The sequence below is a fragment of the Micromonospora auratinigra genome (genome assembly GCF_900089595.1).
GTDB lineage: Bacteria > Actinomycetota > Actinomycetes > Mycobacteriales > Micromonosporaceae > Micromonospora > Micromonospora auratinigra.
The window spans coordinates 6750831-6758500 of sequence record NZ_LT594323.1 but is presented as its reverse complement, the minus strand read 5'-3'; the positions used below and the strand labels follow the sequence as shown (position 1 = coordinate 6758500).

The 7670-nt window shown below is 74.6% G+C and carries 5 protein-coding genes; 3 read left to right on the top strand and 2 right to left on the bottom strand.

Annotated features, from left to right (window positions below):
* Positions 1 to 40 precede the first annotated feature (40 nt).
* Positions 41 to 817 (bottom strand): hypothetical protein, encoded by a 777-nt coding sequence (locus GA0070611_RS30915; protein WP_091672243.1) that lies wholly within the window; start codon positions 815 to 817, stop codon positions 41 to 43.
* A 121-nt stretch (positions 818 to 938) separates the two neighbouring features.
* Positions 939 to 2165, bottom strand: coding sequence for a trypsin-like peptidase domain-containing protein (locus tag GA0070611_RS30910; RefSeq protein ID WP_331715364.1), 1227 nt, complete (start codon positions 2163 to 2165; stop codon positions 939 to 941).
* A 621-nt stretch (positions 2166 to 2786) separates the two neighbouring features.
* Here GA0070611_RS30910 and GA0070611_RS30905 point away from each other — a divergent pair.
* The 3 genes from GA0070611_RS30905 to GA0070611_RS30895 all read left to right on the top strand — a co-directional run bounded on the left by GA0070611_RS30905 (position 2787) and on the right by GA0070611_RS30895 (position 7553).
* Positions 2787 to 4109, top strand: coding sequence for a ribonuclease D (locus GA0070611_RS30905; RefSeq protein ID WP_091672237.1), 1323 nt, complete (start codon positions 2787 to 2789; stop codon positions 4107 to 4109).
* 187 nt (positions 4110 to 4296) lie between these two features.
* Positions 4297 to 5490, top strand: coding sequence for a thiolase family protein (locus GA0070611_RS30900; protein ID WP_091672235.1), 1194 nt, complete (start codon positions 4297 to 4299; stop codon positions 5488 to 5490).
* Positions 5487 to 7553, top strand: coding sequence for a 3-hydroxyacyl-CoA dehydrogenase NAD-binding domain-containing protein (locus GA0070611_RS30895; RefSeq protein WP_091672233.1), 2067 nt, complete (start codon positions 5487 to 5489; stop codon positions 7551 to 7553). The genes GA0070611_RS30900 and GA0070611_RS30895 overlap by 4 nt, the downstream gene beginning before the upstream one ends.
* The last annotated feature ends 117 nt before the right edge of the window (positions 7554 to 7670 follow it).

Below are 7670 nucleotides of genomic sequence, written 5' to 3'. Positions count from 1 at the left end.
GCCGCCCCGGGAGATCCGGAGCGGCCCGTGACGACTTCCGTCAGAGGTAGTCCTCGGCCTCGTTGCAGACCTTGTCCAGCCCCTTGCTGGCCGCGTCGACGGCGGCCCGGTCGCCCCGCGACGCCGCCCGCAGGGCGGTGGTCAGCTTGTCCAGGCAGCTGGCGATGACCTTCTTCTGCCGGGCCTGCTCGTCCCGGTCGTTCTTGGTGCCGGTGAGGTCCTGCTCGGTGTCGGAGAGCTTGTCGCGCACCGACTGGAGGTCGGCCTTGAGCTTGTCGATCTCCTGCTTGTTCGCGGTGATCGTGCCGTCCTGCCGGCTGACCTGCTTCTCGGCCTTGTCCAGCTTGCCGTTGGTGGTGACGTAGAGCCCGGTCATCACCCCGCCGAGGACGAACAGCAGTCCGGCGACGAGGGCCAGCACCAACGTCGCCCGCCCCTTGCCCCCACCGGCGGCCGGCGCGCCGTACGGCGGGACCGGTCCGGGCGGGGCCGACATCGGGTAGCCCGGCCCGGAGACCGGCGGCGTGGACACCGGCGGGGCGGAGAGCGGCTGCGGGTAGCCGGGCGCGGAGACCGGCTGCGGGTAGCCCGGCGCGGAGACCGGGGCGGCGCCCGGCACGTACTGGCCGGCGGGCGGCGGGTACTGGCCGGGGGCCGGGGGCGCGGACTGCGGCTGCGCCGGCTGCACCAGGGTCGGGTCCGGCTGGGGCGGGCCGTACTGCTGGGGCGCGGGCTGGCCGCCGTACGCGTTGCCGTACACGGTGCCGCCCGGCGGCTGGGGCGGGTAGCCCTCCGGTCCGGTCGGTGGCTGGGACATGTCTTCCTCCAGGTGTGGTCCCCCGCGGTGCCCTGAAGGGCCCGGGTCGACGGATCGGCGTGGTCGGGGGCCACGCCGGACGGTGTGCGATGCGGTCAGGGGCGACCGGCGGCGGCGCCGGTCAGCAGAGCGAGAAGGTGTCGCAGGCGGTCTTGATCGGCACCGCGAGGCCGATGCCCTCGGCGTCCCGGGCCTTGGCGGTGGCGATGCCGACGACCTCCTTGGACCCGTTGATGACGGGTCCGCCCGAGTTGCCGGGGTTGATCGGGGCGTCGAACTGGATCACCGGGCCGGAGTCGCCGTCGTCCTTGCGGAACGCGCTCACCACGCCGGTGGTGACGGTGTCCTGCAGCCCCAGGGGCGCGCCGACCACCACGATCTGCTGTCCCGACTTGACCGCCGTGGCGGCCGCCGGCAGCGGCTTGAAGGTGGCGGTGGTCCGCAGCTGGGCAATGTCCTTGGCCTTGTCGACCTTGACGATGGTGGCGTCGAAGCGCTGGTCGGAGCGCTCCAGGAAGACCTTCCGGCCGCCGCCGGTGTAGACCGACTCCACCACGTGGAAGTTGGTCAGCAGCGTGGTACCGCCCCCGGCGGGAGCCTTGCCGATCGCGAAGGCCGTGCCGGTGAACTGGCCGGCGCGGACCCGGAAGACGCTGGGCAGCACCGCGCTCGCCACCGCCTCCGGGTTGAAGGTGGTGCCGGCCTGCTTCTCCAGCGCCGCCGTACGCTGCTCGATCGCCTCGGACCGGGTGCCGTTCTCGGCGACCCGCCGGTCGGTCGCGGCCAGCCGGTCGGTCAGCCGGTGGATCTCGTACGCCTGCACGCCGGCCACCACGGCCAGCACTCCGACGAGGACGAGGGCCACCACCGCGGCCCACCGCCGACGGGCGGCCGGGGGCGGTCCCGGCACCCCGGCACCACCGGCCGGCGGCTGACCGGGGTACGCCGGCCCGGAGACCGGCTGGCCCGGGTACGCCGGCGCGGACGTCGGCTGACCCGGATACGCCGGCGCGGACGTCGGCTGACCCGGATACGCCGGCCCGGACGTCGGCTGACCCGGATACGCCGGCCCGGACGTCGGCTGACCCGGATACGCCGGCCCGGACGTCGACTGGTCCGGGTACGCCGGCCCGGCGGCGGGTGGGGCGACGGGCGGCGGCCCGGCGTGGGCCCGGCCGGGGGTGGCCTGGGTCGGTGGGGTGCCGGGGAGACCGGCGGGCTGGCCGGGGGCGGCCGGTGGCCAGCCGCCCTGGCCGCGTGCGGCGGCCGTGTCGCCGCCCCACTGACCGCCGTTCGGCGGGGCGGCCCAGCCGGTCCGCGGCCCCGGCACGGCCGAGGACGCGGGCACGCCGGACTGCTCGGGAGCGGACGGGGGACCGGAGGCGGCGGGCGGCGTGGCCCAGCCCGCCCCGGGGGCGGCCGACGACTGCCCGTAGCCGGCACCGGCGGCCGAGGAGGACTGCCCGTAGGCGCCACCGGCGGCCGAGGAGGACTGCCCGTAGGCGCCACCGGCGGGCGGCGGGACGACGGGGCCGGCCCCGGGCGGCGCGCCGAAACCGGGCGCGGGCGGGGTCTGCGGTGCCGGGAAGGCGGGCACCTGCGCGTGGCCGGTCGGGCGCTCGATGCGGGGCGGCAGCGGCCCCGGTCGACCACCGGCCGGCGGCTGCCCGTGCTCCTGGTCGGCCGTCCCGTCCGCGCCCTGCCCGGGCATTCCGTCCCCGGCTCCGTAGCCCGCCGTCATGATCGTTCGTCCTCCCCGTGCCCGCCCCGCCGCGTCACCGCTGCCAGGCCTGGACGGCCCGGCGCGGCCCGAAGGACCGTACCGGCGCGAACGGGGTTTGTCTCCCCCGTTGTCCGACCCTGCCACATCGACGCAAGGCGACCCCGCCGCGACATCCGCCGGCCACGTCGCCGACACGCGCCCGACCGGCTGCGCACACCGGATCTGCCGGCGCACTAGGGTTGTCAGGTGACCGACGAACCACCCCTGCGCCGTCGGGCCGCCGAGAGCCGTCCGGGAGAAGCCGCACCGCACCCGTCGCCGGTCGTCCCGGACGCCGCGGACGCGAGCAGCGAACCGACCACCGGCGGGCCCGTCCCGTTGACCGCGCCGCGCGAGGGCACGCCCGCGCCGGTGGCCACGCCCGCCCAGCTCGACGAGGTGGTGGCCCGCTTCGCGGCCGGCACCGGCCCGGTGGCCCTGGACGCCGAGCGCGCCTCCGGATACCGCTACAGCCAGCGCGCCTACCTGGTGCAGTTGCGCCGGGCGGGCTCCGGCACCGCCCTGATCGACCCGCTGCCGCTGCCCGACCTGTCCGCGCTGGACGCCGCGATCGCCGAGACCGAGTGGGTGCTGCACGCGGCCAGCCAGGACCTGGCCTGCCTCGCCGAGCTGGGGCTGCGGCCCCGCCGGCTGTTCGACACCGAGCTGGCCGCCCGACTGGCCGGGTTCGAGCGGGTCGGCCTGGCGGCGCTGACCGAGCAGCTGCTCGGCTTCACCCTGGAGAAACACCACTCGGCCGCCGACTGGTCCAGCCGGCCGCTGCCGGAGTCCTGGCTGACGTACGCGGCGCTGGACGTGGAGCTGCTGGTGGACCTGCGTGACGCCCTCGACGAGGAGCTGAGCCGCCAGGGCAAGTCGGAGTGGGCGGCGGAGGAGTTCGCCGCGCTGGTGCGCACCGGCGCCCGGCCGCCCCGGGTGCGGGCCGAGCCGTGGCGGCGTACCTCGGGGATCCACCGGGTCCGCGGGGCGCGGGCCCAGGCGCGGGTCAGGTCACTCTGGTACGCCCGGGACCAGATCGCCTCCCGGCGCGACGCCGCGCCCGGTCGGGTGCTGCCGGACTCGGCCATCGTGGCCGCCGCCGAGCTGGACCCGAAGGACGAGAAGACGCTGCTGACCCTGCCCGGCTTCGGCGGCCGCTCGGTGCGCCGGCTGGCCCGTACCTGGCTGGCCGCCCTGGACGACGCCCGGCAGCTGCCGGACGACGCGCTGCCGATGACCCCGACGGTGGAGGGTCCGCCGCCGCCGCACCGCTGGGCGGAGCGGGACCCGGTGGCGGCGGGGCGGCTGGCCCGCTGCCGGGAGGTGGTGGTCGGCACCGCCGGCGCGCACCGGATGCCCGCGGAGAACCTGATCGCCCCGGACTCGATCCGCCGGCTGGCCTGGCAGCCACCGGAGGAGATCACCGACGACACGGTGGCCGAGACGCTGCGTGGCTTCGGTGCCCGCGAGTGGCAGCTCGGCCTTCTCCTGCCCGCCCTCACCCGGGCCCTCCACACCCCGCAGTCCTGACCACGGCTCCCGCTGGTCGATCAAGGGGTTTGCGTCGGCGCCACGCCGCCCGACAGACGCAAACCCCTTGATCGACAGGGGTCGGCCTCCGTCCGGAGTGTGGGGCGGGCCACACGGGGGGTGGTGACGGGTTTGGTTACTGGCGAGTAGCATCCGGGGAAATGCCAGTGCCGGCTAGGAGGCTCGAGTGCCCCGTGAAGTGAGGGATGTCGTCTTCGTCGACGGTGTCCGTACCCCGTTCGGTAAGGCGGGTGGCATGTACGCCAACACCCGCGCCGACGACCTGGTGATCCGCTGCATCCGCGAGCTGATGCGCCGCAACCCGCAGCTGCCGCCGGAGAAGGTGGAGGAGGTGGCGGTCGCCGCCACCACCCAGATCGGCGACCAGGGCCTGACCATCGGGCGCACCGCCGCCCTGCTGGCCGGCCTGCCGAAGACGGTGCCGGGCTTCGCCATCGACCGGATGTGCGCCGGCGCGATGACCGCCGTCACCACCGTGGCCAGCGGCATCGCGATGGGCGCGTACGACGTCGCGATCGCCGCCGGTGTCGAGCACATGGGCCGCCACCCGATGGGTGAGGGCGTCGACCCCAACCCGCGGATCATCGCGGAGAAGCTGGTCGACCCGTCCGCCCTGGTGATGGGCGCCACCGCGGAGAACCTGCACGACCGGGTCCCGCACATCACCAAGCAGCGCACCGACGCGTTCGCGCTGGCCTCCCAGCAGAAGACCGCCAAGGCGTACGCCAACGGCAAGCTCCAGGGCGACCTGGTGCCGGTGGCGATCCGTGACGAGGAGAACGGCTGGGGCCTGGCCACCACCGACGAGGCCCCCCGGGAGACCTCGCTGGAGAAGCTGGCCACCCTGAAGACCCCGTTCCGCCCGCACGGCAAGGTCACCGCGGGCAACGCCGCCGGCCTGAACGACGGCGCCACCGCCGCCCTGCTGGTCGCCGAGGAGACCGCCCGCGAGCTGGGCCTGCCGGTCGGCATGCGGCTGGTGTCGTACGGCTTCGTGGGCGTCGAGCCCGAGGTGATGGGCGTCGGCCCGATCCCGTCGACCGAGAAGGCGCTGCGCATCGCCGGCCTGAGCATCGACGACATCGGCCTGTTCGAGCTGAACGAGGCGTTCGCCGTGCAGGTGCTCGCCTTCCTCGACCACTTCGGCATCGCCGACGACGACCCGCGGGTCAACCCGTGGGGCGGCGCGATCGCCATCGGTCACCCGCTCGCCTCCTCCGGCGTACGGCTGATGACCCAGCTCGCCCGGCAGTTCGCCGAGCACCCCGAGGTCCGCTACGGCCTCACCGCCATGTGTATCGGCATCGGCATGGGCGGCACCGTGATCTGGGAGAACCCGCACTGGGAGGGCAACAAGTGAGCGCGCTCGCGGCACCGAACGAGGTCGTGACGAAGGCGCTGCTGCGCCAGGTACGCGTACCGGGGCTGGCGAAGCCCGCCGCCCTGATCACCCTGGACAACGGCTTCGACCACACCAAGCCGAACACCTTCGGTCCGGCCGGCCTGACCAGCCTGGACGAGGCGATCACGGCGGCCCTGGCGGCGGACCCGGCGTTCATCGCGGTCACCGGCAAGCCGTACATCTTCTGCGTGGGCGCGGACATCGTGGGCCTGCCCGCGCTGGCCGACCGCGCGCAGGCGCTGGAGGTCGGCCGGCTCGGCCACCGGGTCTTCGCCCGGCTCAAGGACAGCGCCGTCCCCACCTTCGCCTTCGTCAACGGCGCGGCGATGGGCGGCGGCCTGGAACTGGCCCTGCACTGCCACTACCGGACCCTGTCGGCGGGCGCGGCGGCGCTGGCGCTGCCCGAGGTCTCGCTCGGCCTGGTGCCCGGCTGGGGCGGCACCCAGCTGCTGCCGAACCTGATCGGCATCCCGGCGGCGACCCAGGTGATCCTGCAGAACCCGCTGATGCAGAACAAGATGCTCAAGCCGAAGCAGGCCGCCGAGATGGGCATCGCGGACGTGCTGCTGGAGCCGGCCGACTTCCTGGAGCGGTCCCTGGAGTGGGCCGCCGGCGTGGTGCGCGGCGAGGTCACCGTGACCCGCCCCGAGGTCGACAAGGACATGTGGGCGGGCGTGCTCTACTTCGCCCGGCAGACCCTGGACCAGCGGCTGCACGGCGCGGTCCCGGCCGCGTACAAGGCGCTGGACCTGCTGGAGACGGCGAAGGACGCGGACTTCGCCACCGGCACCGCCGCCGAGGACGAGGCCCTGGCCGACCTGGTCTTCTCCGAGGAGCTGCGCAGCGGCCTGTACGCCTTCGACCTGGTGCAGCGGCGGGCCAAGCGGCCGGCCGGCGCGCCGGACAAGGGCCTGGCCCGGCCGGTCACCAAGGTGGGCATCGTGGGCGCCGGCCTGATGGCCAGCCAGCTCGCTCTGCTCTTCGCCCGCCGCCTCCAGGTGCCGGTGGTCATGACCGACCTGGACCAGTCCCGGGTGGACAAGGGCGTCGGCTACGTGCACACCCAGATCGAGAAGGCCGTCAGCAAGGGCCGGATGGACAAGGGCACCGCCGCCAAGCTGTACGGCCTGGTCAGCGGCTCGGTCGACAAGTCCGTCTTCGCCGACGCCGACTTCGTCATCGAGGCCGTCTTCGAGGACCTGAACGTCAAGAAGCAGGTCTGGGCCGAGCTGGAGAAGATCGTCAAGCCGGAGGCCGTGCTGGCGACGAACACCTCGTCGCTCTCCATCACGGCGATGGCCGCCGACCTGGAGCACCCGGAGCGGGTGGTCGGCTTCCACTTCTTCAACCCGGTCGCCGTGCTGCCGCTGCTGGAGATCGTCCGGGGCGAGCGGACCGACGACGCCACGCTGGCCACCGCGTTCGCGGTCGGCAAGCAGCTGAAGAAGTCGTCGGTGCTGGTCAAGGACGCCCCGGCGTTCGTGGTCAACCGGCTGCTGACCCGCTTCCTCGGCACGGTCTTCGCCGCCGTGGACGCCGGCACCCCGCTGGACGTGGCGAACAGCGCGCTGGACCCGCTGGGCCTGCCGATGCGTCCGCTGGCGCTGCTCCAACTGGTCGGCCCGGCCGTGGCGTACCACGTGGGCGGCACCCTGCACGAGGCGTTCCCGGACCGGTTCGGCGTCAGCGAGAACCTCAAGCGGATCGCCGACTCGGGCCAGCCGATCGTGGTCGACGACCAGATCAACGACGAGGTCGCCAAGCTGCTGGTGGTCGGCGACCAGCCGCTCACCGCCGAGCAGGTCCGGCAGAACGCGCTGGACGCGCTGGCGCAGGAGATCCGGCTGATGCTCGACGAGGGCGTCGTCGCCGAGGCGCAGGACATCGACCTGTGCATGATCCTGGGCGCGGGCTGGCCGTTCCACCTGGGCGGCGTCACGCCGTACCTGGACCGGACCGGCACGTCCGAGCAGGTCACCGGCCGACGGTTCCTGCCCCGTGGGGTCGCCAGCCTGCGCTGACGCCCACCCGGTGGGCCGTCGCCGGCCCGATGCACCGCCGCTCCCCCGCGATCGCGGTGGCCGACCGTCCCACCCGGACGGTCCGGCCACCGCGATCGTCGTATGGGGCCCGGCCGG